This is a genomic window from Streptomyces caniferus (assembly GCF_009811555.1).
GTDB lineage: Bacteria > Actinomycetota > Actinomycetes > Streptomycetales > Streptomycetaceae > Streptomyces > Streptomyces caniferus.
Map to the genome: position 1 here is coordinate 1,440,507 of NZ_BLIN01000002.1, position 23,187 is coordinate 1,463,693.

17 protein-coding genes and 3 rRNA genes are annotated in these 23,187 nt (G+C 69.2%); 8 read left to right on the forward strand and 12 right to left on the reverse strand.

Features of this window, described 5'->3' with window-relative positions:
• The first annotated feature begins 59 nt into the window (after positions 1-59).
• On the forward strand, positions 60-743 hold the full coding sequence (locus tag Scani_RS41680; protein ID WP_159471436.1) for a 4'-phosphopantetheinyl transferase family protein: 684 nt from the start codon (positions 60-62) through the stop codon (positions 741-743).
• Positions 744-777: 34 nt separating this feature from the next.
• Here the strand turns inward: Scani_RS41680 and Scani_RS08240 are convergent, their stop codons facing one another.
• The 4 genes from Scani_RS08240 to Scani_RS08255 all read right to left on the reverse strand — a co-directional run bounded on the left by Scani_RS08240 (position 778) and on the right by Scani_RS08255 (position 6,596).
• Complete coding sequence (locus Scani_RS08240; RefSeq protein ID WP_159471438.1) at positions 778-1,326, reverse strand: GNAT family N-acetyltransferase; 549 nt, start codon at positions 1,324-1,326, stop codon at positions 778-780.
• A 108-nt stretch (positions 1,327-1,434) separates the two neighbouring features.
• Positions 1,435-1,551, reverse strand: a 5S ribosomal RNA gene (gene rrf, locus Scani_RS08245).
• 91 nt (positions 1,552-1,642) lie between these two features.
• Positions 1,643-4,765, reverse strand: a 23S ribosomal RNA gene (locus Scani_RS08250).
• A 302-nt stretch (positions 4,766-5,067) separates the two neighbouring features.
• Positions 5,068-6,596 (reverse strand): 16S ribosomal RNA (locus Scani_RS08255).
• Together the 16S, 23S and 5S rRNA genes form the textbook arrangement of a ribosomal RNA operon.
• 958 nt (positions 6,597-7,554) lie before the next feature.
• On the opposite strand from Scani_RS08255, the gene trpS reads away from it, so the two are divergent.
• Positions 7,555-8,583 (forward strand): tryptophan--tRNA ligase, encoded by a 1,029-nt coding sequence (gene trpS / locus Scani_RS08260; protein ID WP_159471440.1) that lies wholly within the window; start codon positions 7,555-7,557, stop codon positions 8,581-8,583.
• Between the two features lie 101 nt (positions 8,584-8,684).
• On the opposite strand, the gene proC is transcribed toward trpS, so the two are convergent.
• The 3 genes from proC to Scani_RS08275 all read right to left on the reverse strand — a co-directional run bounded on the left by proC (position 8,685) and on the right by Scani_RS08275 (position 11,178).
• On the reverse strand, positions 8,685-9,494 hold the full coding sequence (gene proC, locus Scani_RS08265) for a pyrroline-5-carboxylate reductase (protein WP_159471442.1): 810 nt from the start codon (positions 9,492-9,494) through the stop codon (positions 8,685-8,687).
• A 101-nt stretch (positions 9,495-9,595) separates the two neighbouring features.
• On the reverse strand, positions 9,596-10,384 hold the full coding sequence (locus Scani_RS08270; protein ID WP_159471444.1) for an ABC transporter permease: 789 nt from the start codon (positions 10,382-10,384) through the stop codon (positions 9,596-9,598).
• Positions 10,381-11,178 carry an ABC transporter ATP-binding protein gene (locus Scani_RS08275; RefSeq protein WP_159471445.1) on the reverse strand — a complete coding sequence of 266 codons (798 nt, stop codon included), beginning with the start codon at positions 11,176-11,178 and terminating at the stop codon, positions 10,381-10,383. Before Scani_RS08275 ends, Scani_RS08270 begins: the two co-directional genes overlap by 4 nt.
• Before the next feature lie 314 nt (positions 11,179-11,492).
• On the opposite strand from Scani_RS08275, the gene Scani_RS08280 reads away from it, so the two are divergent.
• From Scani_RS08280 to Scani_RS08290, 3 genes are all read left to right on the forward strand, one after another.
• Complete coding sequence (locus Scani_RS08280; RefSeq protein ID WP_159471447.1) at positions 11,493-11,894, forward strand: hypothetical protein; 402 nt, start codon at positions 11,493-11,495, stop codon at positions 11,892-11,894.
• 221 nt (positions 11,895-12,115) lie between these two features.
• Positions 12,116-13,699, forward strand: a complete 1,584-nt coding sequence (locus Scani_RS08285) for a SulP family inorganic anion transporter (protein ID WP_159471449.1) — start codon at positions 12,116-12,118, stop codon at positions 13,697-13,699.
• 53 nt (positions 13,700-13,752) lie between these two features.
• Positions 13,753-15,183: a M1 family metallopeptidase gene (locus tag Scani_RS08290; RefSeq protein WP_159471451.1), complete on the forward strand. Its 1,431-nt coding sequence runs from the start codon at positions 13,753-13,755 to the stop codon at positions 15,181-15,183.
• Positions 15,184-15,264: 81 nt separating this feature from the next.
• Here Scani_RS08290 and Scani_RS08295 read toward each other — a convergent pair whose 3' ends face one another.
• The 4 genes from Scani_RS08295 to Scani_RS08310 all read right to left on the reverse strand — a co-directional run bounded on the left by Scani_RS08295 (position 15,265) and on the right by Scani_RS08310 (position 18,843).
• Positions 15,265-16,404 carry an NAD(P)/FAD-dependent oxidoreductase gene (locus tag Scani_RS08295; RefSeq protein ID WP_159471453.1) on the reverse strand — a complete coding sequence of 380 codons (1,140 nt, stop codon included), beginning with the start codon at positions 16,402-16,404 and terminating at the stop codon, positions 15,265-15,267.
• 169 nt (positions 16,405-16,573) lie between these two features.
• On the reverse strand, positions 16,574-17,545 hold the full coding sequence (gene sigJ / locus Scani_RS08300) for an RNA polymerase sigma factor SigJ (RefSeq protein WP_159471455.1): 972 nt from the start codon (positions 17,543-17,545) through the stop codon (positions 16,574-16,576).
• 263 nt (positions 17,546-17,808) lie between these two features.
• A complete protein-coding gene (locus Scani_RS08305; RefSeq protein WP_159471458.1) occupies positions 17,809-18,348 on the reverse strand; it encodes a hypothetical protein in 540 nt (179 codons plus the stop codon).
• 174 nt (positions 18,349-18,522) lie between these two features.
• Entirely contained in the window at positions 18,523-18,843 is a 321-nt protein-coding gene (locus Scani_RS08310) for a peptidase (protein ID WP_159471460.1), read from the reverse strand.
• Between the two features lie 179 nt (positions 18,844-19,022).
• Between Scani_RS08310 and Scani_RS08315 the strand changes: the two genes are divergently transcribed.
• Positions 19,023-21,512 carry a protein kinase domain-containing protein gene (locus Scani_RS08315; protein WP_159471462.1) on the forward strand — a complete coding sequence of 830 codons (2,490 nt, stop codon included), beginning with the start codon at positions 19,023-19,025 and terminating at the stop codon, positions 21,510-21,512.
• A gap of 154 nt (positions 21,513-21,666) precedes the next feature.
• On the opposite strand, the gene Scani_RS08320 is transcribed toward Scani_RS08315, so the two are convergent.
• Positions 21,667-21,891: a hypothetical protein gene (locus Scani_RS08320; RefSeq protein ID WP_159471464.1), complete on the reverse strand. Its 225-nt coding sequence runs from the start codon at positions 21,889-21,891 to the stop codon at positions 21,667-21,669.
• 169 nt (positions 21,892-22,060) lie between these two features.
• Here Scani_RS08320 and Scani_RS08325 point away from each other — a divergent pair, with 169 nt between their 5' ends.
• On the forward strand, positions 22,061-22,903 hold the full coding sequence (locus Scani_RS08325; RefSeq protein ID WP_159471466.1) for a helix-turn-helix domain-containing protein: 843 nt from the start codon (positions 22,061-22,063) through the stop codon (positions 22,901-22,903).
• The gene (locus Scani_RS08330; RefSeq protein WP_159471468.1) at positions 22,885-23,175 is read left to right on the forward strand and encodes a DUF397 domain-containing protein; all 291 of its coding nucleotides are present in this window, start codon (positions 22,885-22,887) and stop codon (positions 23,173-23,175) included. Before Scani_RS08325 ends, Scani_RS08330 begins: the two co-directional genes overlap by 19 nt.
• Positions 23,176-23,187: the final 12 nt, after the last annotated feature.

The window sequence follows — 23,187 nt, forward strand, 5'->3', positions numbered from 1 at the left end:
CACCACCTCGACGGCCCCGCCCCACCCCCAACCGACCTGCGACAACAAGGAATTGCCCGATGCTGATCGAGACCGTCCTCCCTCCCCGCGCGGCAGGCGACGACACCTTCGGCGACACACTCACCCCATGCGAACCACTCGTCCCCCTTGATCCACTCACCCCCGCACCCGCCCTCTTCCCGAGCGAAGAACGGGTCATCGCCCACGCCGGAGCCAAACGCCGCCACGAGTTCACCACCGCCCGCCACTGCGCCCGCCGCGCCCTCGCCCGCCTCGGCCTCCCCCCGACACCCCTCCCGCCGGCCCCCTCCGGCGCTCCCACCTGGCCACCGGGCATCACCGGCAGCCTCACCCACTGCGCCGGCTACCGCGCCGCCGCCGTCGCCCGCACCACCGACATCCCCCACCTCGGCATCGACGCCGAACCCCACGCCCCCTTACGCCCCTCCGTGCGCAACGGCATCACCACACCCGCCGAACGCACCCACCTCGGCCAACTCCACACCGCACACCCGGACATCCACTGGGACCGCCTCCTCTTCAGCGCCAAGGAGTCCCTCTACAAGGCCTGCTCCCCCCTGTCCCCCCGCCCCCTCCACTTCGAGGACGCCGAAGTCACCTTCACCCTCGCCACCCACACCTTCACCGCCCGCCTGCGCCTCCCCGACCTCCCCGCCCTGACCGGCCACTGGCACACCTCCCACGGCCTCCTGGTCACGGCCGTCGCGGTCCCCCGCCGCTAGGAGTGCCTGCCAGGAGCGTCTTTCGGGGGGCGCCTTACGCAGATGCCTTCCAGGGGTTGTCCTCCCGGGTCAGCGCCATCTCCCGTTCCATGGCAGCGGCATCCTTCGGATCGGCGAGGGTCCGCCCCGTCGCCACGAACCCCAGGGACCGGTACAGCGCTTCGGCCCGCGCATTCTCCTCGTGCACCCACAGCCGTACGCGCTCCACCACCGGATCTGCGAGGCCCCAAGACCACCCGATCGCCGCCTCGAACAGCTCGCGCGCCAGCCCCGTCCCCCGGTGCACGGGCCGCACGTACACCCCCACCAGGTGCGTCTGCGGCATCTCCTCGTCCTCCTCGACCAGGACGACGACCATGCCGCCCCACTTGCCGTCCGCCGCCTCTCCGACGAACGTCAGCGCCGCACCGCCTTCCTCGGGGGACGACGCCCGCTGCTGCCAGAACGCGTCCGGCCGGCCCGACGCGGATTCCAAGGTCTCGTTGAACGCCACTCGAGCCACTGGATCGGCCAACGCCGCCAGTCGCAGCTCCTTGAGATTCTTCCACTCGTCCGCCGTCACCGGCCTGATCACGTACCCCATGCGGCCCAGCATCCCAGCACGCGGTCCCGCCGAGCCTGATTTCCGGTTTCCGGCCCGGAACGCAGAAAAGCCCCGCACCATAAGGTGCGGGGCTTCCCCACAATGATTGTTCGGCGGCGTCCTACTCTCCCACAGGGTCCCCCCTGCAGTACCATCGGCGCTGAAAGGCTTAGCTTCCGGGTTCGGAATGTAACCGGGCGTTTCCCTAACGCAATGACCACCGAAACACTATGAAGTTAACCAACCCGGCATACTGCATCTAATCAAATACAGTCAGGTCGTTACTTCAGAACCTACACAGTGGACGCGAGCAACTGAGGACAAGCCCTCGGCCTATTAGTACCAGTCAACTCCACCCGTTACCAGGCTTCCATATCTGGCCTATCAACCCAGTCGTCTACTGGGAGCCTTAACCCCTCAAAGGGGGTGGGAGTACTCATCTCGAAGCAGGCTTCCCGCTTAGATGCTTTCAGCGGTTATCCTTTCCGAACGTAGCCAACCAGCCATGCCCTTGGCAGGACAACTGGCACACCAGAGGTTCGTCCGTCCCGGTCCTCTCGTACTAGGGACAGCCCTTCTCAATACTCCTACGCGCACAGCGGATAGGGACCGAACTGTCTCACGACGTTCTAAACCCAGCTCGCGTACCGCTTTAATGGGCGAACAGCCCAACCCTTGGGACCGACTCCAGCCCCAGGATGCGACGAGCCGACATCGAGGTGCCAAACCATCCCGTCGATATGGACTCTTGGGGAAGATCAGCCTGTTATCCCCGGGGTACCTTTTATCCGTTGAGCGACGGCGCTTCCACAAGCCACCGCCGGATCACTAGTCCCTACTTTCGTACCTGCTCGACCCGTCAGTCTCACAGTCAAGCTCCCTTGTGCACTTACACTCAACACCTGATTGCCAACCAGGCTGAGGGAACCTTTGGGCGCCTCCGTTACTCTTTAGGAGGCAACCGCCCCAGTTAAACTACCCACCAGACACTGTCCCTGATCCGGATCACGGACCCAGGTTAGACATCCAGCACGACCAGAGTGGTATTTCAACAATGACTCCACAACCACTGGCGTGGCTGCTTCAAAGTCTCCCACCTATCCTACACAAGCCGAACCGAACACCAATATCAAGCTATAGTAAAGGTCCCGGGGTCTTTCCGTCCTGCTGCGCGAAACGAGCATCTTTACTCGTAATGCAATTTCACCGGGCCTATGGTTGAGACAGTCGAGAAGTCGTTACGCCATTCGTGCAGGTCGGAACTTACCCGACAAGGAATTTCGCTACCTTAGGATGGTTATAGTTACCACCGCCGTTTACTGGCGCTTAAGTTCTCAGCTTCGCCGACCCGAAGGTCGACTAACCGGTCCCCTTAACGTTCCAGCACCGGGCAGGCGTCAGTCCGTATACATCGCCTTACGGCTTCGCACGGACCTGTGTTTTTAGTAAACAGTCGCTTCTCGCTGGTCTCTGCGGCCACCACCAGCTCAGAGTGCAAGACTCATCACCAGCAATGGCCCCCCTTCTCCCGAAGTTACGGGGGCATTTTGCCGAGTTCCTTAACCATAGTTCACCCGAACGCCTCGGTATTCTCTACCTGACCACCTGAGTCGGTTTAGGGTACGGGCCGCCATGAAACTCGCTAGAGGCTTTTCTCGACAGCATAGGATCATCCACTTCACCACAATCGGCTCGGCATCAGGTCTCAGCCTTAATGTGTGACGGATTTGCCTACCACACGGCCTACACCCTTACCCCGGGACAACCACCGCCCGGGCTGGACTACCTTCCTGCGTCACCCCATCGCTTACCTACTACCACCTTGGATCGGCGGCTCCACCACGTCCCTTTGTCCGAAGACTCCAGGCCGGCTTCACGGCCTTAGCATTAATGGATTCGATATTGGGCGTTTCAAAGCGGGTACCGGAATATCAACCGGTTGTCCATCGACTACGCCTGTCGGCCTCGCCTTAGGTCCCGACTTACCCTGGGCAGATCAGCTTGACCCAGGAACCCTTAGTCAATCGGCGCACACGTTTCCCACGTGTGTATCGCTACTCATGCCTGCATTCTCACTCGTGAACCGTCCACAACTCGTTTCCACGGCTGCTTCACCCGGCACACGACGCTCCCCTACCCATCCACACACCCGTTAGGGCTATTGCATGAATGACACGACTTCGGCGGTGTGCTTGAGCCCCGCTACATTGTCGGCGCGGAATCACTTGACCAGTGAGCTATTACGCACTCTTTCAAGGGTGGCTGCTTCTAAGCCAACCTCCTGGTTGTCTCTGCGACTCCACATCCTTTCCCACTTAGCACACGCTTAGGGGCCTTAGTCGATGCTCTGGGCTGTTTCCCTCTCGACCATGGAGCTTATCCCCCACAGTCTCACTGCCGCGCTCTCACTTACCGGCATTCGGAGTTTGGCTAAGGTCAGTAACCCGGTAGGGCCCATCGCCTATCCAGTGCTCTACCTCCGGCAAGAAACACACGACGCTGCACCTAAATGCATTTCGGGGAGAACCAGCTATCACGGAGTTTGATTGGCCTTTCACCCCTAACCACAGGTCATCCCCCAGGTTTTCAACCCTGGTGGGTTCGGTCCTCCACGAAGTCTTACCTCCGCTTCAACCTGCCCATGGCTAGATCACTCCGCTTCGGGTCTTGGGCACGCTACTCAACGCCCTATTCGGACTCGCTTTCGCTACGGCTTCCCCACACGGGTTAACCTCGCAACATACCGCAAACTCGCAGGCTCATTCTTCAAAAGGCACGCAGTCACGACTACATGTGCAAGCACATACAGCGACGCTCCCACGGCTTGTAGGCACACGGTTTCAGGTACTATTTCACTCCGCTCCCGCGGTACTTTTCACCATTCCCTCACGGTACTATCCGCTATCGGTCACCAGGGAATATTTAGGCTTAACGGGTGGTCCCGCCAGATTCACACGGGATTTCTCGGGCCCCGTGCTACTTGGGTGGTTCTCAAACGAGCCGCTAATGTTTCAGCTACGGGGGTCTTACCCTCTACGCCGGACCTTTCGCATGTCCTTCGCCTACATCAACGGTTTCTGACTCGTCTCACAGCCGGCAGACTGCAAAAGAGAACTCCCACAACCCCAACCACGCAACCCCTGCCGGGTATCACACGTGACTGGTTTGGCCTCATCCGGTTTCGCTCGCCACTACTCCCGGAATCACGGTTGTTTTCTCTTCCTGCGGGTACTGAGATGTTTCACTTCCCCGCGTTCCCTCCACACTGCCTATGTGTTCAGCAGCGGGTGACAGTCCATGACGACTGCCGGGTTTCCCCATTCGGACACCCCCGGATCAAAGCTTGGTTGACAGCTCCCCGGGGCCTATCGTGGCCTCCCACGTCCTTCATCGGTTCCTGGTGCCAAGGCATCCACCGTGCGCCCTTAAAAACTTGGCCACAGATGCTCGCGTCCACTGTGCAGTTCTCAAGCAACGACCAGCCACCCGTCACAACCCACCGAAGTGAGCCTTTACCGGGGCCGGCATCGCGAAGGTCCAGACCATCGGCCCGTACCCTCAGATACCCAACAACGTGCCCGGCCCACCCGATAAATCCCCACGTTCCACGCCGAAGCAGTACTAGTGACAACCAATCAAGTGCGCCGAATAGTCAACGTTCCACCCATGAGCTAACCACCGTCGAACATTTGCCGACGTAGTGGCTCTGGACAACCTTGCGGCTGCCTAGATGCTCCTTAGAAAGGAGGTGATCCAGCCGCACCTTCCGGTACGGCTACCTTGTTACGACTTCGTCCCAATCGCCAGTCCCACCTTCGACGATTCCCTCCCACAAGGGGTTGGGCCACCGGCTTCGGGTGTTACCGACTTTCGTGACGTGACGGGCGGTGTGTACAAGGCCCGGGAACGTATTCACCGCAGCAATGCTGATCTGCGATTACTAGCAACTCCGACTTCATGGGGTCGAGTTGCAGACCCCAATCCGAACTGAGACCGGCTTTTTGAGATTCGCTCCACCTCGCGGTATCGCAGCTCATTGTACCGGCCATTGTAGCACGTGTGCAGCCCAAGACATAAGGGGCATGATGACTTGACGTCGTCCCCACCTTCCTCCGAGTTGACCCCGGCAGTCTCCTGTGAGTCCCCATCACCCCGAAGGGCATGCTGGCAACACAGAACAAGGGTTGCGCTCGTTGCGGGACTTAACCCAACATCTCACGACACGAGCTGACGACAGCCATGCACCACCTGTACACCGACCACAAGGGGGCGCCTGTCTCCAGACGTTTCCGGTGTATGTCAAGCCTTGGTAAGGTTCTTCGCGTTGCGTCGAATTAAGCCACATGCTCCGCTGCTTGTGCGGGCCCCCGTCAATTCCTTTGAGTTTTAGCCTTGCGGCCGTACTCCCCAGGCGGGGAACTTAATGCGTTAGCTGCGGCACGGACGACGTGGAATGTCGCCCACACCTAGTTCCCAACGTTTACGGCGTGGACTACCAGGGTATCTAATCCTGTTCGCTCCCCACGCTTTCGCTCCTCAGCGTCAGTATCGGCCCAGAGATCCGCCTTCGCCACCGGTGTTCCTCCTGATATCTGCGCATTTCACCGCTACACCAGGAATTCCGATCTCCCCTACCGAACTCTAGCCTGCCCGTATCGAATGCAGACCCGGGGTTAAGCCCCGGGCTTTCACATCCGACGTGACAAGCCGCCTACGAGCTCTTTACGCCCAATAATTCCGGACAACGCTTGCGCCCTACGTATTACCGCGGCTGCTGGCACGTAGTTAGCCGGCGCTTCTTCTGCAGGTACCGTCACTCTCGCTTCTTCCCTGCTGAAAGAGGTTTACAACCCGAAGGCCGTCATCCCTCACGCGGCGTCGCTGCATCAGGCTTTCGCCCATTGTGCAATATTCCCCACTGCTGCCTCCCGTAGGAGTCTGGGCCGTGTCTCAGTCCCAGTGTGGCCGGTCGCCCTCTCAGGCCGGCTACCCGTCGTCGCCTTGGTAGGCCATCACCCCACCAACAAGCTGATAGGCCGCGGGCTCATCCTTCACCGCCGGAGCTTTCCACCACCAGACCATGCGGTCGGTGGTCGTATCCGGTATTAGACCCCGTTTCCAGGGCTTGTCCCAGAGTGAAGGGCAGATTGCCCACGTGTTACTCACCCGTTCGCCACTAATCCCCTCCCGAAGGAGGTTCATCGTTCGACTTGCATGTGTTAAGCACGCCGCCAGCGTTCGTCCTGAGCCAGGATCAAACTCTCCGTGAATGTTTACCCGACTGCGTTTAATTAAAAACTGCGGGTCAACACACACGAGAGCGGAACAACCAGACGGAATAGGTCCGGTCGTTCACAGCGTCCTCGCTGTGTGTGCCACCCCGACCGCATGGGCCGTGGTGGACTTTCAAAGGAACCTCATCCACCGAGGTGGACGGGGTATCAACATATCTGGCGTTGACTTTTGGCACGCTGTTGAGTTCTCAAGGAACGGACGCTTCCTTTGTTCCTGTTTCACCAGGATCTCCGGGCGCTTCCCTTCGGTCTTGCGTTTCCGACTCTATCAGATCCTTGCGGGCCCGATTTTCGCCGGCGCGTTTCCGCCTTTCGGCTTCTTCGCGTTTCCAACCTTACCAGATCCGTTTCCGTCTCCGGCCCCCTGTTGGAGCGGGGTGACCGTCCGGCTTTCGCTTTCCGGCCTTTCCGACTCTATCAGACTCGATTTCGTTCCGTTGCCGGTTCGAATTCGTTTCCGAATCCCCGTCGGAGGGGGTTCCGCCGTGGTGCGGCTATTTGTGCTGCCGCGCCTTTCGGCGTGATCACTACTTTAGCGGAATTCCTCGTTGACGCATAATCACGTCGCGGTCGAATTTCGGCATGCCGAAATTGTTCCCGGTGAGGGGCCGTGCAGTAGTGGTGTGCCGCGAAGCGGCGGGATGGCTGCCCGGTTCCTGTCGGCTCCGTGGCAACTCGGAGGACACTACACGAGGGGTTGGGGTTGTTCAAACCCGTGCCCGGCGCGGGTTTGCCGGGTACTTTGGGGCCCATGACTAGGCATGCGCTCGTACAGCTGTGGTGGCTCGCCTGACGGCGGCCGACCACCAGCGCATGCATGACCACGGCCGCCGCTTCGGCGGCCGTTCGCGTATCTCCTTCTCGCAGCCGGCCGGTGAGGTCGGCGGTCTCGACACGCACCCAGCGGGGTGCGGGAGCTCGGGAGAGAAGAAGGATGAACGAGAGCACGAGGACGGCCGGCCCGCGTACCCGGATCTTCAGCGGGGTGCAGCCGACGGGGCACCTGACGCTGGGGAACTACCTCGGGGCGATGCGGCGGTGGGCCGCGGAGGACCAGCACCGGGCGGATGCCCTGTTCTGTGTGGTGGATCTGCATGCGCTGACCGTGGAGCACGATCCCGCGCGGGTGCGGCGGCTCAGCCGGCAGGCCGCGACGTTGCTGCTGGCCTCCGGGCTGGATCCGGAGATCTGCACGGTGTTCGTGCAGAGTCAGGTGGATGAGCATCTGCGGCTGTCGTATCTGATGGAGTGCACGGCCTCCGACGGGGAGATGCGGCGCATGATCCAGTACAAGGAGAAGGCCGCGGCCGTGCAGGCGCGCGGGGGGAGTGTGCGGCTGTCGTTGCTGACGTATCCGGCGCTGATGGCGGCGGACATCCTGGCGTACGGGACGCATGAGGTACCGGTGGGGGACGACCAGGCGCAGCATGTGGAGCTGACGCGGGATCTGGCGGTGCGGTTCAACCAGCGGTACGGGGCGACGTTCGTGGTGCCGAAGGCCGTTCATCCGCCCGTGGCGGCGCGGGTGAAGGATCTGCAGGAGCCGACGTCGAAGATGGGGAAGTCGCACGCCCGGAGCGCCGGGGTCGTCTATGTGCTGGACGAGCCCGAGGCGGTGCGGAAGAAGGTGATGCGGGCGGTGACGGATTCGGAGCCGGATGTCTCGTACGAGCCGGAGCCGCGGCCGGGGGTGGCGAATCTGCTGGAGGTGCTGGCCGCGTGTGCGGGGGGTGAGCCGCGGCGGCTGGCCGAGGAGTACGACTCGTGCGGCGCCTTGAAGAAGGATGTCGCGGAGGCCGTGGTGGAGACGCTGCGGCCGGTGCGGGAACGGCATGCGGAGCTGGCGGCGGACCCGGGGTGTGTCGATGCCGTCCTGCGGGCCGGGGCCGAGCGGGCGCGGGGGCTGGCCAGGCCGCGGGTGGACGCGGCGTTCGAGGCGGTGGGGCTGCGGCCGATGCGGTGAGGGGCGGTGGGGGCGGGCGGCCCGTCGGGGGTGCCCGCCTCTCCTCGGCCCTTTGAGGGAGAGGGTCCGCCGCGCGGGCGGGCCCTCTTGCGTCGGCGGCGTCAGCCGTTGCCGGAGGCCAGTTCGCGGCTGCGGTCGCGGGCGGCTTCCAGGGCGGCGATGAGGGCGGCGCGTACGCCGTGGTTCTCGAGTTCGCGGATGGCGTTGATGGTGGTGCCGGCCGGGGACGTGACGTTCTCGCGGAGCTTGACGGGGTGTTCGCCGCTGTCGCGGAGCATCACCGCGGCGCCGATGGCGGCCTGGACGATGAGGTCGTGGGCCTTGTCGCGGGGCAGGCCGAGGAGGATGCCGGCGTCGGTCATGGCCTCGACGAGGAAGTAGAAGTACGCCGGGCCGGAGCCGGAGAGCGCGGTGCAGGCGTCCTGCTGGGACTCCGGGACGCGGAGGGTCTTTCCGACGCCGGAGAAGATCTCCTCGGCGCGGGTGAGGTGGGCGCCGGTGGCGTGGGTGCCGGCGGAGATGACGGACATCGCCTCGTCGACGAGGGCGGGGGTGTTCGTCATGACCCGGACGACCGGGGTGCCGGCGGCCAGGTGCTCCTCGAAGTAGGAGGTGGGGATGCCGGCGGCGCCGCTGATGACCAGGCGGTCGGTGGGGACGTGCGGGGCCAGCTCGGTCAGCAGGGCGCCCATGTCCTGGGGTTTGACGGTGAGGATGAGGGTGTCGGCGGACTGGGCGGCCTCGGCGTTGCTGACCGCCTCCACGCCGTAGCGGTCGTGCAGTTGCTCGGCGCGTTCCCGGCGGCGGGCGGTGACCAGAAGGTCGGAGGGCGCCCAGCCGCCTCGGATCATTCCGCTGAGCAGGGCTTCGCCGATTTTTCCGGTGCCGAGGACGGCGACCTTCTGGGTCATGCTGCGGTTCACCTCGCCGTGGTGCGTGCCTGGTCGGTAGTCCCGTCATCCTCGCACCTGGGGGCGCGAGGTGCCGGGGCGTATCGAGGGCCGGGACGGTGTCAGGCCGTACGGCGGCGGAGGGTGGCGGCGCCGAGGGCGAGGACGAGGAGGGCGCAGCCGCTGACGATGACGATGTCGCGGAGGAAGTCGCCGGTGAGATCGGCGTGGGTGAGGACCTCGTTCATCCCGTCGACGGCGTAGGACATCGGGAGGACGTCGGAGAGCGCCTCCAGGGCCGGCTGCATGGAATCGCGCGGGGTGAACAGGCCGCAGAGCAGCAGTTGGGGCATCAGGACGGCGGGCATGAACTGGACGGCCTGGAATTCGGAGGCGGCGAAGGCCGAGACGAACAGGCCGAGGGCGGTGCCGAGCAGGGCGTCCAGGACGGCGACGAGCAGCAGCAGCCAGGCGGAGCCGGTGATGTCGAGGCCGAGGACCCAGACGGACAGGGCCGTGGCCAGCGCCGACTGGACGATCGCCAGCAGTCCGAAGGCCAGGGCATAGCCGCTGATCAGGTCGGCCTTGCCGAGGGGCATGGCGAGCAGGCGTTCCAGGGTTCCCGAGGTGCGTTCGCGGAGGGTGGCGATGGAGGTCACCAGGAACATCGTGATCATCGGGAAGATGCCGAGGAGCGAGGCGCCGATGCTGTTGAACGTCTCGGGGCGGGCGTCGAAGACGTAGCGGAGCAGGGCGATCATCACGCACGGGACGACGAGCATCAGCGCGATGGTGCGCGGGTCGTGGCGCAGCTGGCGCAGGACCCGGGCGGCGGTGGCGAGGGTGCGGGACGGGGAGAAGGGCGCGGTGGCGGGGTGCGGCGCGCCGGCGGGGCGGGGTGCGGTGGTCATCGCGCTGACTCCTCGGGAGCGGGGACGGCGGGTGCGGGCGCCGCGCCCCGGGCCTCGTCGACCAGATGGAGGAAGGCGGCCTCGACGGTGGCCGAGCCGGTGCGGTCACGGAGGGTGTCGGGGGCGCCGTCGGCGAGGATGCGGCCCTCGCGCATCAGGAGCAGCCGGTGGCAGCGCTCGGCCTCGTCCATGACGTGGGAGGAGACGAGGAGGGTGGTGCCGCGGTCGGTGGCGAGGGTGTGGAAGAGGTGCCACAGGTCGCGGCGCAGGACGGGGTCGAGGCCGACGGTGGGTTCGTCGAGGACGAGGAGGTCGGGGGCGCCGAGCAGGGCCACCGCCAGGGAGACCCGGCTGCGCTGGCCGCCGGAGAGGTTGCCGGCGAGGGCGTCGGCGCGGGCGGTGAGGTCGACGTCCTCGATGACGCGGGCGACGGTTTCGCGGCGCCGGGCGCGGGCGGCCCGGCCGGGGTGCAGGACGGCGGCGAAGTAGTCGAGGTTCTGGCGGACGGTGAGGTCGTCGTATACGGACGGGTCCTGGGTGACATAGCCGATGCGGGGACGCAGCCGGGGGTAGCCCGCGGGCCGTCCGAGGACGTCGAGGGTGCCGGTGACCTTGGCCTGGGTGCCGACGACGGCGCGCATCAGGGTGGATTTGCCGCAGCCGGAGGGGCCGAGGAGGCCGGTGATCCGGCCGCGGGGCACGTCGAAGGCGAGAGCGTCGAGGACGGTGCGGCCGCCTCGGACGACGGTGAGGTCGCGGGCGTGGACGGCGGGGTCACGGCCATAATTCATCATGCGATGAATAATGCGCCGGGAGGGAGGGGGCGTCAAGGCCGCGGACGGGATGCGCGGGGCGGAACGAGAGGCCGGGGGCCGGCGGCGCGGCGAGGGGGCAGCCGGACGGTCGGGGGTGGTGCGACGGCCGGGCGTCGTGCGGGAGCGGCGCATTCCGCCTTCGCGCGCGCACCGGCGGGCGCGGTAGTGAAAGGAACCGGCCACTCCAGGGCGATAACTCCGCGTTTACAAGGTGGTTACATACCGGGTTGCGACCAGGCGTGTCCGCTTGGACACAATGGGGTGACTGTCCAGCCGCGCCGGAAGGGGCGACGATGGCGAAGATCCGGGTCGGCGGCCTCGGCCGGCTCCTGTTGATCGTCGTGGCCGTCGCACTGGCGCTGCCGCTGGTCGCCGGCGCCGCCTGCGGAGAACGCGCGGCCGTCCCGTCGGCCGCCGCAGGCGCCGGACGGGCCGAACCCCCGGGCACCGCGCAGTGGGGATCCGACCTCTCCGAGAACCCGGAATCCGGCAGCCACCGCTGCCAGCCGCGCCGCGGCGGACGTTCCGCGGCCACCCTGTCCGCACCACCGCCACCGCTCACCACCGTGTCGACCGCCGGCCCGGTGCGGACCGCAGGCACCCTGACCGTGACCGCCCCGCTGACCGGCCGGCGGGCCGTACCCCTGTCGAGATCCGGCGAACTGCCGGTCCATCACCTCGTCTTCCGCTGCTGAGAGCCGAGCGCCGCCCCCAAGGGCCTCCCCCGGCCCGCGCATCCGACGGATCCAGCCGTCATCCGTTCATGGCGCGCACCGCGCGGCTGTGCGCGGCAGCAGGCGCTCGCGGACCAGATGTCCCCGGTCGCCGCCCGCTGCCCGCCCCGCTCCGCGACCGCTCGTGCGTACCCGTGCGTGTCCGTGCGCCACCGCATCTCGCACTCGCTGGAGGCATCCCCATGCGTAGGTTCCGTGTTGCCCGACTCCGCACGTTCCGCCCGTCGATACCGTCACGTCAGGCGCTCTCGCTCTGGCGCGCCGATGTCACCGCCTCGCTCGTGGTCTTTCTCGTCGCCGTCCCGTTGTGTGTCGGGGTGGCCGTCGCCTCCGGCGTACCGGCCGAACTGGGGCTGGTCACCGGAATCGTCGGCGGGCTGCTCACCGGGTTACTGCCCGGCAGCAGCCTGCAGGTCAGCGGCCCGGCCGCGGGGCTGACCGTGCTGGTCTACGAGGCCGTGGAGGAGTACGGGCTCGGCACGCTGGGCGCGCTGGTGCTGATCGCCGGGGTGCTGCAGGTGGCCATGGGCGCACTGCGGCTGGGGCGCTGGTTCAGGGCCATCTCCGTGGCGGTCGTCCAGGGGATGCTCGCCGGCATCGGACTGGTGCTGATCGCCGGGCAGTTGTACGCCTTGGCGGACGCCAAGGCACGGGGCAGCGGCCCGGCGAACCTGGGCGGGCTGCCGGAACTCGCCGCGGACACCGCCGCGTCCCCCGACGCGCTCGCGGCGCTGGCGGTGGGCGCGGGGACCATCGTGCTGCTGGCGCTGTGGCCGAAGTGGCGGCGGGCGGCGCGCGTGGTGCCGGCGCCGCTGGTGGCGGTGGCGCTGGCGACGGCCGTGGTGTTCGTACTGGAGCTGCCGGTGGCCCGGGTCGAGGTGGCGGGCCTGCTGGAAGTGGTCCAGCCGCCGGGCGGCGCGGACTTCCTGCGGCTGACGGAGGCGGGGGCGGTGGCCGGTGCGCTGGGCACCGTCTTGGCCTTCACCCTGATCGCGTCGGCGGAGTCGCTGTTCAGCGCGGCCGCGGTGGACCGGCTGCACGACGGGCCGAAGACCGACTACGACAAGGAGCTGATGGCGCAGGGCGCGGGCAACACCGTGTGCGGGCTGCTGGGGGCGCTGCCGATGACCGCGGTGATCGTCCGCAGTGCCGCGAATGTGCATGCCGGGGCGCGGACGAAGGCCTCGCGGGTGCTGCACGGCGTATGGCTGCTGGTGTTCGCGGTGGCCTTCCCGGTGGCGCTGGGCGTGGTGCCGGTCGCGGCACTGGCCGGCGTACTGGTGCACGCGGGCGTCAAGTTGCTCCCGGTGAAGCAGTGGCGGCCGCTGTGGCGGGAGCACCGGGGTGAGGCCGTGGTGCTCGCCGCGACGGCGGTGGCGATCGTGGCCACCAACATGTTCGAGGGGGTGCTGCTGGGGCTGCTGCTGGCGGTGGCCAAGTCGGCCTGGGAGACCTCGCACGTCCACCTGGAGATCGTGGGGCTGGACGAGCCGGCGGCGGACGGCACCGTCGCAGGCCGTGAACCGGACGTCCCGGCCGCCCTGCTCCCCATCCGCGTACGGGCCCTCGGCAACGCCACCTTCCTGCGGCTGCCGAAGCTGCTCGACCAGTTGGAGGCACTGCCCGAGGACCGGGAGGTCGAGCTGGACCTGTCCGGGCTGCGCCACCTCGACCGCGCGTGTGCCACCGCCCTCGGGGCCTGGGAGGAGCAGCGCCGCGGCCCGGAGGGGACCACCCGGCAGGAGGCACGGACCGCCGCCCCGTAGAAAGGGCACGCGGAAAAGGGCCGGTGTCCGCGGGAAATCACCATAGGGTCGGCATGCTGATGTCCGCCGACTCCGGGAGTGCTGTGAACCGCCGGCCCCTTCGCAGGTGCGGTGCGACCGCCGCCCTCTCCGTCGCGCTGCTGCTCGCCTCGTGCACGAGCGGTGACGCGCGGGGGGCGGCGGGCCGCGGCGGGGTGGGCGATCCGCTCTTCCCGGCGCTCGGCAACGGCGGCTACCAGGTGCGCCATTACGGGCTCGACCTCGACTACGACGTCCGGAAGAAGCACCTGGACGCGACCGCCGAGATCACCGCCCGGGCCACCGAGGACCTGCGGTCCTTCCAGCTCGACCTCCAGGGACTGCGGGTCTCCGGTGTGCGGGTCGACGGCGAGGACGCCGCGTTCTCCCGCAAGGGGCACAAGCTGATCGTCCGGCCGGCCGAGGGGCTCCGGAAGGGCGCGCGGTTCCGTACGCGTGTCGACTACGACGGCACACCGCAGGAGCTGACGGACCCGGACGGTACGTCGGAGGGGTGGGTCAGGACTCCCGACGGGGCGTTCGTCTCGGGTGAGCCGGCCGGCTCCATGACGTGGTTCCCGGGCAACAACCACCCCTCGGACAAGGCGACCTACGACTTCACGATCACCGTGCCGAAGGGCTACACCGCCGTCGCCAACGGTGAGTTGCGGTCACAGCGGACCGCCAAGGGCCGATCCACCTTCGTGTGGCACAGCGGCCGGCCGATGGCCAGCTACCTCGCCACGGCCACCATCGGCCGCTTCGAGGTCCACACCTCCCGCGGGCCCGGCGGGCTCCCGCTGTACGTGGCGGTCGACCCGGCGGAGGCCGGGGCGAGCAGGGGGCCGCTGGCGAAGCTGCCGGAGATCGTGAAGTGGGAGAGCGGGCTCTTCGGGCCGTACCCCTTCTCCTCCGCGGGAGCGATCGTCGACGACACCCCGGCCCGGATCAGCTGGGGAGCACTGGAGACGCAGACCAAACCGGTCTACGCCGGGGCGCCGGACACCACGACCGTGGTGCACGAGATGGCCCATCAGTGGTTCGGCGACTCGGTGACGCCGAAGACCTGGCGGGACGCCTGGCTCAACGAGAGCTTCGCGACGTACGCCGAGTGGCTGTGGGCGGAGCGCGAGGGCGGCAAGACCCCGCAGCAGCAGTTCGATGCGCTCTACGACTCCAAGAGCAAGGAGACCTGGGCCTTCCCGCCGGGCGATCCGGGCACACCGCGGAACGTGACCGGCCCGGCCGTCTACGACCGCGGCGCGATGCTGCTCCAGGAACTGCGCAACGCCGTCGGCGACAAGGCGTTCTTCACGATCCTGCGCGAGTGGCCCGCCAAGTACCGCTACTCCAACGCCGATGCGCGGGACTTCATCGACTTCTGCCAGGAGCACACGGACGTGGACCTCGGGCCGCTGTTCAAGGCCTGGCTGTACGAGAAGGGGAAGCCGAAGCGGGAGGTCTGAGGCCGGTGGGCACCCCCGCCCCCGTACGCCCCGGGGCCGCGCGACGGCCCGGCGCGACGGCCCCGTCCCGGGTGCCGCCCCTCATCGGCCGATGCCCGGGATGAACGGGACGGCGCCGGGGCGGCGGGCCGCCAGCCGCAGGACGCGGACGGCGTTGCGGACCACCTGCTCCTTGACCCGGGCGGCCGGACGGCCCGTCAGCACCCGCTCGCGCGGTGTGTCGTCGCCGCGGACCGACTGGATCAGACCGTCGTGCCGCCCCAGGCTCACGCACTGCACGAGGAACGCGTACGACAGCGGCCGGGGCTCCGCGCCGCGTGACTCGGCGAGGATCGCGCCGGCCACGTGCGAGCCCGTGGGCAGCGCGGTGGCGCAGGCCATCCGCAGGGCCCCGGCGCGAGGCGTACGGGCCGCCGCGGCGTCGCCCGCGGCATAGATGTCGGGGTGGCTGACCGAACGCAGCGCCGCATCGACCAGGATGCGGCCGGTCGCCGGGTCGGTCTCCAGGCCCGCGTCCCGCGCGAGGGAGCCGGCCGCGGCCATGGCGCCGGTCCACAGCACGGCGTCGGCACCGGCGTCGTCGCCGTCGGCGACCCGGCGGCCCTCCTCGACGCGGACGTGCAGCCGGTCGAGGACGGTACGGACATGGTCCCGGCCGCGGACCGACAGCCCGCCGCCGATCTCCCCGCCGGTCAGCAGTCGGACCTGCCACCCGGGGTGGGCTTCGGCGATCTCGGCGGCCATCTCGATGCCGGTCAGGCCGCCGCCGACCACGGCCAGCGCACCCGGGCCGTCCCGCAGCCGCTTGTGCAGGGCGGCGGCGCTCTCGGCGGTGAAGGCTCCCGCCCACGGCGCACGGCCGGGGGCGTCCCCGTCGCCGGGGCCGCGCAGGTCGGTGTGGCTGCCGAGGGCGTAGACGAGCCGGTCGTAGAGGAGGGTGCGGCCGCAGTCGGTGTGCACGGCGCGGGCGCCCGGGTCGAGCCCGGTGGCACGGGCGGCGAGATGCTCGATGCCGGTGCCGCGCAGCATCGCGGCCCGGGAGTGGCCCACTTCGGGGCGCCCGGCGGCCAGTTCGTGCAGACGCACCCGCTCGGTGAACCGGTCGGCGGGGTCGACCAGGGTCACCTGCGCGTACGGGGCGAGCCGGAGCGCGGCCATCGTGCCCGCGTAACCGCCGCCGAGGACCACGACCCGCAGCCGCTGCCGCGCCACGCTCTTCATGCTGCCTCCTGGGGTTCGGGGCGCCGCACCGGGTCGTACGGCGCCGGAAGGGGGACGACGCGGGACGGCGAAGTGTGACAGCGGACGGGCGGACGGGCCCCGGGCCGCCGGACGCCGGCCTGCCGGGCTCCGGCCTGCCGTGCCCGACCCGCCGGCCCCGGCCGCCGCCCTACAGCCGGCCGAGATCGAGGTGACCGAGCTTGTCGGGGTTGACGACGGCGTCCACCTCCGTGATCCGCCCGTCGTGGACGGTGAAGGCGAACACCCCGGACTGCTCGCCCGCCGGATCGACGAAGACCAGCCCGGTGGCCCCGTTGACCTCCGCCAGCGCGACCCGCAGCCCGTCGCGTTGGGCACCGCGGGTGACCAGGCCCCGCACATAGCGGGCGACCTTCTCGCGGCCCAGCACCGGCCGGCGGGCGGCGCTCACCCTGCCGCCGCCGTCCGACCGCCAGACGATCTCCGGGTCGAGGACGGACAGCAGCGCCGCCATATCGCCGCCCATGACGGCGGACAGGAAGGCCTCGACGGTGCGCCGGTGTTCCGCGCGGTCGACGGTGCGGCGCGGCGCCTCGGCCCGTACCCGCCGCCGGGCGCGGGAGGCCAACTGCCGTACGGATTCCGGGGTGCGGCCCACCGCCTCGGCGACCTCCGGAAACGGGACCGCGAAGACGTCGTGGAGGATGAAGGCGGTGCGCTCGGCCGGGGTGAGCCGCTCCAGGACGGTGAGCAGCGCCATCCCGACGGATTCGTCGAGCGTGACCCGGTCCTCGGGGCCGCCGGGCCCCCCGGGGTCCGCCGCGGCGACCGGCCGCGGGCCGCCGGCGTCGTCGAGCAGCGGCTCCGGCAGCCAGGGCCCGACATAGGTCTCGCGGCGGGCGCGGGCCGAACCCAGCAGGTCGTAACAGATCCGGCTGACGACGGTGGTGAGGAACCCGCGCGGGCTGGCCACCGGCGGCTCGTCGGGCAGCGCCTGCCAGCGCAGCCAGGTCTCCTGTACGGCGTCGTCGGCGTCGGTGACGGTGCCCGTGATCCGGTAGGCGATGGCCCACAGCCGCCCGCGCTGCTCCTCGAACCGCGCGAGCCGGTCCCCGTCCCGCGCGCCCCGCGCTCCGCCCGTGCCCGTCTCCGGCTGCGTCATCGCCCGCTCCTCCGCTTCCGTTCCGGCCGTCGCCACTCGCCGACCGGTCCTTCGCCCCGACGACGGGCGACGGCGGCCGTGCGGCAGGGCGGCCGCCCGCGCGGGGGCATCCGCCCTTACGACGAGGCGGGCGGCCGGAGTGTGACAGTCAGGTCGAGCGCGTAGGCCTCCTCGACGATGCCGTCCGGGAAGACGTCCAGCAGCGCGGTCCGCTCGCCCTCCAGGACGGGGGCCGCGGCCGCCGGGCCATGGCGCCCTCGTAGTCAGCGGCGCTTCTTGGGCCGGGACTTCTTGGCGGCGGGATTGCCGGTACGGGCGCCCCGGCGGCGCTCGTACCGCTCCTGGGCCGCGGCGTACTCGGCGCGGTGCAGCTTCTCCCCCGGGGCCTCGACGAGGCTGCGGCAGAAATAGGCGAGCAGCGAGCCGATGAAGCCGATCATCATCAGGCCCTGGGAGGACGTGTCGGCCGCGCTCCGGGCGGCCGCACCGGGGCGGCGGACGAAGCCGTCCCAGGTGCGGCGGAAGGCCAGGGCGCTGCAGATGGCGAAGCCGGCGACGACGAGGATGCCGACGAACGGGCCGACCGAGGCGGTCTCCAGGCCCTGGAAGGCGAAGCGCAGGACGAGTGCGCCGGCCGCGGCGAGCGCGAGCGAGCCCACCGCGACACCGGCCCTGCGCAGGCCGTAGCCGCCGTCGTGCCGGACCCAGGTGGTGCCGAAGAACCGGATCTCCTCCGGCTCCGGGCCGCCGCCCCCCAAACCGCCGGGCTCCGGGCTCGGGGAGGACGTCTGCTCATCGCTCATGACAGCGATTATCCCCGGCGGGCCCGGCGCCCGGCGGTGCGGTGGAGCCGCGGCCGTGCGGTGGAGCCGCGGCCCTGCGGTGGCGGTGCGGCCGTGCGCTGCCGCGGGCCGGGGTGCGGCCCGCGCCGCGGCGGGACTGTCCGCCGCGGCCGTGCGGCCCTCCGGCCCCGCGGCTCAGTTCGTGCAGCGCGGCGCGACCATCCCGCTGCTGCCCGTCCGCACGTACGCGTCGGAGACGTACTGACCGGACCCGATGCTGTCCCAGAGGTCCGAGGTGCCGTACGGGCCGCTGACCGACTGGCCGTGCCGCTGGCAGCGGATCTGGATCCGGGCCCCCTCCGGCAGCTGCCGGACGACCGGGTAGCCGGTGCCGGGGCCCTGGCGGACCTTGACGCGGTAGCCGGGTGCGACGGGATAGGTGACGCCGGCGGACGCGGCGGCGAGCACCTGGTCGCCGGCCGGTTCCACGGAGCCGAGATCGTCCTGAGTCGTCATGCTGTTCTCCCCCGTTGACGAAGCGCGTGAAGGCGCTCGTACCGATGCCCGCGACGCGGCGCGGTGCGGTTCTGCCACGGCACGCTAGCAAGCCTCACTCATCTCGTACGCGCCATCGACTAGGCTCCGCGCGTCGCACCTGCGACCGAATGGCAAGGGAACAACACGGGGGTGGAACCATGCCATCGCTGCGCAATTCCGGGGTCGGCCCGGAAGCGGAGCATCCGGAATACGCCGGCCAGTACCGCCTGGAAGCGCGGCTCGGCTCCGGCGGTATGGGCGTGGTCCACCTTGCGCGCTCGTCCTCCGGACTGCTGCTCGCGGTCAAGGTCATCCATGCCGAATTCGCCCAGGACCCGGAGTTCCGCGGGCGGTTCCGGCAGGAGGTGGCCGCCGCGCGGCGGGTCAGCGGGGCCTTCACGGCGCCTGTCGTGGACGCTGATCCGGATGCCGAACGCCCCTGGATGGCGACCCTCCACATCCCCGGCCCGACCCTCTCCGACCATGTGAAGCGGAACGGCCCGCTGGCGGTCGCGGAGGTACGGCGGCTGGCCGCCGGCCTCGCCGAGGCACTGCGCGACATCCATCGCGCGGGCGTGGTGCACCGCGATCTCAAGCCCGGAAACGTCCTGCTGGCCGCCGATGGTCCGAAAGTCATCGACTTCGGCATCTCCCGGCCCTCGGACAGCGAAATGCGCACCGAGACCGGCAAGTTGATCGGCACGCCGCCCTTCATGGCACCCGAACAGTTCCAGCGGCCGCGCGAGGTGGGACCGGCGGCGGACGTCTTCGCGCTGGGTTCGGTCCTGGTGCACGCCGCCACCGGAAGCGGCCCGTTCGACTCGGAGAGCCCGTACATCGTCGCGTACCAGGTGGTGCACGACGAGGCCGATCTGGCGGGTGTGCCCCCGGAGTTGGTGCCGCTGGTCGAGAGCTGCCTGGCGAAGGACCCGGCGGACCGGCCGACGCCGGGCGCGCTGATGGAACTGCTGCGGACGGGTCCGCAGCACGATGCGCCGCTGGGTGCCGCGCTGCCGGTGGGCCTGCTGCCGGACGGCCTGCTGCCCGGCGGTGTGTCGCCGGACGCGGCGGCCGCGTCCGGCGTGGCCCCGGGCGGTGCGGTACGAGACGGCGAGGTCCCGGCGGTACGGATACCGGAACAGCGGCAGCCGGAACCGCGGCCATCGGGACAGCGGCAGCCGGAGCAGCTCCCGCCCGGACACCTGCCGCCCGGACACGTCCCGTCGGTACGGGCCGAGGCCGCCCCGCCCCGCGCCGAGACGACACATGTCCGCGCCCCCGTGCCCGTCGAGAACCTCGTCGAAGACCTCGCCGAGAGCCCCGCCGACGCCGGGCCCCCGGCCGCCCCCAAAGGCCCGGCCGCCCCCGCCGAGCCCGGCACCCCGGCCGGCCCCCGCCGCCCCGCCCGCTCCCGTACCCGCCGCTGGCCCCTGTGGGCCGCGCTCGCCCTGGTCGTGACCGGTGTGGGGGCGTACGCGGGCGTCCAGGCGCTGGCCCCGGGCGGGAACGGCGAGGACCCCGCCCTGCAGACCCGCCCGTCGCAGAGCGGCCGGGCCGACTTCCGCCCGTGGCGGACCACGCTCGTCGAGCGCCCCAAGGGCCACGACGGCGAAATGCCGTTCTGCACGGCCGGATCCGGCGCCGTCTTCTGCGGTCAGTCCGGGATCCCGGCCGCCCGGCTCGACCCCGGCACCGGCCACCCGGCATGGCGGCGCACGGACAGCCGCGCCCAGGGCAAGGACGCCGCGAAGTCCGCCTCACCGACCCCGCCGGTGCTCTCCGGCGGGCTGCTGTACGTCTTCTCCGGCGACGGCAAGCAGCTCAGCGCCCTCGACCCGTCGACGCACGGCAAGGGCGCCACCCGCTGGACCAAGGACGTCTCCGGTTACGAGGGCGCGACCAGGATCGTCGGGAACCGCATCCTGCTGACGGCGGCGGACGGCACGGTCACCGCGCTGGACAGCGCGACCCACCGGCAGCGCTGGCACAAACGCTTCTCCGGCCACCACCTGCCGCTCTTCTCCTCCTTCGGCGACGCACACACCGCCTACGCGGCCGAGGGCACCCCCGACGGGACCGGCACCCAGCTCACCGCCATCGACCCGGCCGGTGGAAAGGTCCGCTGGTCCCGGCGACTGCCCGGCACCCTCGCCCCGGCCGGAACCGGCACGTCCGGTGCGCTCTATCTGACCGCCACCGACCCGAAGTTCACGTTCCGCACCACCGCCGTCGTCCGCTACGACCCCGCCACCGGCCGCACCCGGCGCCTCCCGCTGGCCGTACCGCTCGACGGGGTGGCCGCCGTGGTGCACGGCGAGTCGGTGTACCTGCTGGCCGAGGGCGGCGCCCTGCAGGCGGTCGGGGAACACAAGTGGGACACCGAGACCTCGGTCAGCCGGGGCTCGGCACCCGTGGTGAGCGGCAACCGGCTGTACTTCACCGCGGCGGACGGCCGGCTGCTCGCGATCGACACCGGCAACGGCGGTCTGCTCGGCCAGACCCCGCCACGGCTCGACGGCCGCCGGCACAACGGCTATCTGCAGGCGCTGCCCGCCCCGCAGGTGGACGCGCCGCACGGCCGGATCTACGCGGCCGCGCCGAACGGCACGGTCTTCGCCGTGCCGACCGGGGACCCGGCGGGCTGGTGACCGCCGGGCCCGCCGCCCGGCGCGTGGCAGCGGCAGGCACAGGCCTCCCGCCGCACTCCGGGCACGGCCGCGACCCCGTCCCCGGGGCCGCCCTTGGTACATCTCGTATGCGTCCCGACATGGCACGCTGGGGAGACGTACGGGACGTGCGCGGTCACCGGGCGGCCCGGTCGAGCGCGGCGATGAGCCGGTGGGTCGTCTCCAGGTTGCAGCGCCCCAGCTCGATGAGCGGACGCGGCTCGGCATAGCCGTACGACACGGGGTCGACGCCGAGTGACGGCAGCACGATGCCGCTCCGTTTCAGCGCCGCCGCCAGCTCCGCACAGGCCGCTTCGGCCTCCGCCCGCTTGTCGCCCGCCGCCCGTGGTTCCGTCGCCATGTGCACCGCTCCTGTCTGCCGTTTCCCTGCCTGGAGGACCGGAGCGCAACTACGGTGTGTGTTCCGGCCCTCACGAGAATGGGCCCGGAAAAGGGCGCGAATGCCGCTTGTGACCGGTACTTCGAGGCCACGCACCGTTAGTTCCACACCTTCCACGAAGGAGGGCGCCATGCCGCCGAGGCGAGCGGTCACCGGCCGGAGCCAGGAGCCACGCCAACGGTTCGTCGAAGAGCTGCGATTACTGCGCGCCCAGAAGGGCGACAGCCTGCGCCAGCTCGGCGAGGCCCTGGGCTGGGACTGGTCCCTGTTCGGCAAGATGGAAAGCGGCCAGACACTGGGCGGCCCGGAGGTGGCGCAGGCGCTGGACCAGTACTACGGGACGAAGGATCTGCTGCTGACGTTGTGGGAGTTGGCGGTGGCAGATCCCACACAGTTCCGCGAGCGGTACCGGCGGTACATGACGCTCGAAGCAGAAGCATTGAGCATGTGGCACTACGGGGTCAGCACTATTCATGGGCTGCTCCAGACGGCGAGTTACGCACGCGAGCTGCTTTCAGCCAGTGGTCTCAGTGGCGAACAACTGACACGACAGGTCGAAGCGCGCAAAGGACGTCGGGCAGCACTGGACCGTGATGACGCGCCACGGTTCCGCACGATCCTTTCCGAGGCTGTGCTACGGACACCGTTGGAAGATGCCGCGGAATGGCGGAAGCAGCTTGAGCTCCTCCTGGACATGGGTGAACGGCCCAACGTCATGGTTCAGATCGTTCGCCACGCCGTCGGGATCCATGCCCTGTCGAACACCGACACCACGTTCCTGCGGCTCTCTGACGGCCGCACTGTGGCGTGGGTGGAGACCGGATATTCGGGCGAACTCGTCCAGGAAACGGCAGCAGCCGAACGACTCCAGCTCAGCTACGATCTGGTCCGTGACTTAGCCATGTCCCCGGTTGAATCACGGAAGTTCATCAGGCAGATGTGGGAGGAAGCCTCGTGCGAGCCATCGACCTGAGCACCATTACCTGGCGCAAGAGCTCATACAGCAACCAGGACGGCGGCGCCTGCCTCGAAGTCTCCGACGACCTCCTGACCACTGCCACGTGGCGCAAGTCCAGCTACAGCAACCCGGACGGCGGCAACTGCCTAGAGGTAGCCGACAACCTCCCCGCCCTCGTCCCCGTCCGCGACAGCAAGGCCCCCCAAGGCCCCGCCCTCCTCTTCGAGGCGTCCGCCTGGTCGTCGTTCGTCGCCGCCGTGAAGACCGGGGCGCTGCCCGGCGCCTGACGCCGCCGCGCC

Excerpts from the sequence above, each read along its gene's own strand:
- Scani_RS41680 (WP_159471436.1), top strand. The coding sequence starts at position 60 with ATGCTGATCGAGACCGTCCTCCCTCCCCGCGCGGCAGGCGACGACACC.
- Scani_RS08270 (WP_159471444.1), bottom strand. The coding sequence starts at position 10,384 with ATGACCACCGCACCCCGCCCCGCCGGCGCGCCGCACCCCGCCACCGCG.
- Scani_RS08320 (WP_159471464.1), bottom strand. The coding sequence starts at position 21,891 with ATGGCGACGGAACCACGGGCGGCGGGCGACAAGCGGGCGGAGGCCGAA.
- Scani_RS08275 (WP_159471445.1), bottom strand. The coding sequence starts at position 11,178 with ATGATGAATTATGGCCGTGACCCCGCCGTCCACGCCCGCGACCTCACC.
- sigJ (WP_159471455.1), bottom strand. The coding sequence starts at position 17,545 with ATGACGCAGCCGGAGACGGGCACGGGCGGAGCGCGGGGCGCGCGGGAC.
- Scani_RS08290 (WP_159471451.1), top strand. The coding sequence starts at position 13,753 with ATGCTGATGTCCGCCGACTCCGGGAGTGCTGTGAACCGCCGGCCCCTT.
- Scani_RS08315 (WP_159471462.1), top strand. The coding sequence starts at position 19,023 with ATGCCATCGCTGCGCAATTCCGGGGTCGGCCCGGAAGCGGAGCATCCG.
- proC (WP_159471442.1), bottom strand. The coding sequence starts at position 9,494 with ATGACCCAGAAGGTCGCCGTCCTCGGCACCGGAAAAATCGGCGAAGCC.
- Scani_RS08295 (WP_159471453.1), bottom strand. The coding sequence starts at position 16,404 with ATGAAGAGCGTGGCGCGGCAGCGGCTGCGGGTCGTGGTCCTCGGCGGC.
- Scani_RS08285 (WP_159471449.1), top strand. The coding sequence starts at position 12,116 with ATGCGTAGGTTCCGTGTTGCCCGACTCCGCACGTTCCGCCCGTCGATA.
- Scani_RS08240 (WP_159471438.1), bottom strand. The coding sequence starts at position 1,326 with ATGGGGTACGTGATCAGGCCGGTGACGGCGGACGAGTGGAAGAATCTC.
- Scani_RS08325 (WP_159471466.1), top strand. The coding sequence starts at position 22,061 with ATGCCGCCGAGGCGAGCGGTCACCGGCCGGAGCCAGGAGCCACGCCAA.
- Scani_RS08280 (WP_159471447.1), top strand. The coding sequence starts at position 11,493 with ATGGCGAAGATCCGGGTCGGCGGCCTCGGCCGGCTCCTGTTGATCGTC.
- Scani_RS08305 (WP_159471458.1), bottom strand. The coding sequence starts at position 18,348 with ATGAGCGATGAGCAGACGTCCTCCCCGAGCCCGGAGCCCGGCGGTTTG.
- trpS (WP_159471440.1), top strand. The coding sequence starts at position 7,555 with ATGAACGAGAGCACGAGGACGGCCGGCCCGCGTACCCGGATCTTCAGC.
- Scani_RS08310 (WP_159471460.1), bottom strand. The coding sequence starts at position 18,843 with ATGACGACTCAGGACGATCTCGGCTCCGTGGAACCGGCCGGCGACCAG.